The following is a 2,301-nucleotide window of genomic DNA, read 5'->3' as shown; positions in this document are numbered from 1 at the left end:
ACGCCGCCAGCAGCGCCGCGCCCGACGCGAGCGCGAGCGCCCAGCTGAGCGACGCGAGCCGCCACGCGCGCGCGGTCATCGCGAGCTTCAGCTTGGAGGGCCGCACCCACGCGAGCCAGACCAGCCGCGCGGTCTGGGCGAGCGCCGCGAGCGCGAGTACCCACGCGGTCGCGGCCCACCATGGGCGGCCGAGCAGCGCGCCGGCCGCGGCGACTGCCGCGAACGCCGCCTCCTGGGCGATCTGCGCCCAGGTCGCACGCTCGCGCAGGTGGCGCAGGTAGCGCTCGAGCCGATAGCCGTCGAGCTGCAGCATGTGCAGCGCGCGCTTGAGCCTGCTCGCAGACGCGATCAGGCAGACCGTCGCCGCGAACGCCACCCACCAGCTCACGCGCTCACTCCCCCTTCCCACGCATCGACGCGAGGAAGCTCCGCAGCACGGCGTTGAACTTGAGCGGCTCGTCGAGGTACGGGAAGTGCCCCGACCCGTCGAGCACGACCAGCCCGCTGCCGGCGATCTCCGACTCCATGATGCGCCCGATCTCGGGCGGGGCGGCGACGTCCGCCGCGCCCCAGACCAGCAGCGTCGGCACGCTCACGCCCCCGAGCAGGTCGCGCATGTCCTCGTTGACGCTGCGCACGAGCGTGTCACGCATCGAACCGGCCGCACGGTAGTCGTCCGAGCCGAGCCGAGCCATCCGGCGGTCGACCGCCGCGCGCAGCGGGCCGGGAAGCCGTTTCGCCAGCTTCTTCGCGAACTTCACCCGCGCGATCCGCCGCCGGACCTTCGGCGAGAGCGGCAGCCGCACCGCCGGCGTGCCCACCAGCACGAGCGACCCGACCGCGCCCGGCTCCTGCAGCGCCAGGTGCAGCGCCACCTTGCCGCCGAACGAATGGCCCACCACCGCGAGTACGCGCTCGTGCCCGAGCTCGCGCAACAGCACGGCGATGCAGCGCGCGTAGTCGGCGCTGCCCCAGGTCTCGGCAGGCTGCGCGCTCGCCCCGAACCCCGGCAGGTCCACGCTGACGACCGTGTACTCGTCGCGCAGCGCGTTCGCGAGCGGGCCCATGCTCGCGATGCAGCCGCCCCAGCCGTGCAGCAGCACGACCGCCGGGCCGGCGCCCGTGGTCTCGTGGTTCACGCTCAGGCCGTCGATCGTGCTCGCAGGCAACGGTGCCGCCGTCTCGTCGCGGGCACGCGCGCATGCGGCGCGCGCGTAGGGGGACACCACATAGTCTAGACTACCCCTACCGCCGGGTCCGCCCGGCCGACACCGTACCGATACCCGTTCGCGCGCGGATCCTCAGGGAGGCGCAGAGGTGACCCAGAAGATCGTGGTCCTGCTCGGCGGCCGCTCGCTCGAGCGCGACATCTCGCTCAAGAGCGGCGCGCGCGTCACGGCCGCGCTCGAGTCGCTCGGCTACCGCGTCGTGCCGCTCGACATCGGGCCGGGGCTCGTGGACTCGCTGCGTTCCGAGAAGCCCGACGCGGTCCACATCGCGCTGCACGGTCAGTTCGGTGAGGACGGCATGATCCAAGAGCTGCTCGACTTCCTCGGCATCCCGTACACCGGCTGCGGCGCGCTCGCGAGCATGCTCGCGTGGGACAAGGACCTCACGAAGCGCGTACTGCTCGCCGACGGCGTGCCCACGCCCGCGTGGGTCGCCTTCTCCGCCGACGCCATCAAGGAGATGGGCGCGGCGCGCACGCTCGAACGCATCGGCGACGCGATCGGCGGCTACCCGGTGTGCGTGAAACCGGCGAGGCAGGGCTCGGCGCTCGGCATCGCGCGGGTCGAGCGGTTCGAGGACCTCGCCGACGCCATGCTCGCGGCGCTCGGCTACGACGACAAGGTGCTCGTGGAGAAGTGGGTCGAGGGCACCGAGATCGCCGTGCCCGTGCTCGGCGGCAACGGCGACGTCGAGGCGCTGCCCGCCGTCGAGATCGTGCCGAAGGGCGGCCAGTTCGACTTCGACGCGATGTACACCGCCGGCGAGACCGAGTACTTCGTGCCCGCCCGCCTGCCCGACGACGTGCTCGCTCGCGCGACCGAGACCGCGCTCGCCATCCACAAGCGATTCGGCTGCCGCGACATCTCGCGCATGGACGCGGTCGTCACCGCCGACGGCACGCCGCAGGTGCTCGAGATCTCGACCCAGCCGGGGATGACGGACACGAGCATCGTGCCGCTGTGCGCCGACGAGAGCGGGCTCGGGTTCGAGGGGCTCGTCGACCGGCTCGTGAAGGCGGCGCTGGCGCGGGGGTAGCGCCCTACGCCCCCGCCGCGTCCCCGTGCACGAGCC

Annotated in this window: 3 protein-coding genes; 1 reads left to right on the top strand and 2 read right to left on the bottom strand. The window is 73.1% G+C overall.

Features of this window, described 5'->3' with window-relative positions:
• Together FDZ70_09470 and FDZ70_09465 are read right to left on the bottom strand one after the other, a co-directional pair.
• Positions 1-388: hypothetical protein (locus tag FDZ70_09470; protein TLM69763.1), on the bottom strand; the 388-nt coding region annotated here is incomplete at its 3' end.
• A 4-nt stretch (positions 389-392) separates the two neighbouring features.
• A complete protein-coding gene (locus FDZ70_09465; protein ID TLM69762.1) occupies positions 393-1,169 on the bottom strand; it encodes an alpha/beta hydrolase in 777 nt (258 codons plus the stop codon).
• 148 nt (positions 1,170-1,317) lie between these two features.
• Between FDZ70_09465 and FDZ70_09460 the strand changes: the two genes are divergently transcribed.
• Positions 1,318-2,265, top strand: a complete 948-nt coding sequence (locus tag FDZ70_09460; protein TLM69761.1) for a D-alanine--D-alanine ligase — start codon at positions 1,318-1,320, stop codon at positions 2,263-2,265.
• Positions 2,266-2,301 lie beyond the last annotated feature (36 nt).

Source organism: Actinomycetota bacterium, assembly GCA_005774595.1.
GTDB lineage: Bacteria > Actinomycetota > Coriobacteriia > Anaerosomatales > D1FN1-002 > D1FN1-002.
Note: the sequence above shows the minus strand (reverse complement) of the source record. Positions and strands in the feature narration are given on the sequence as shown.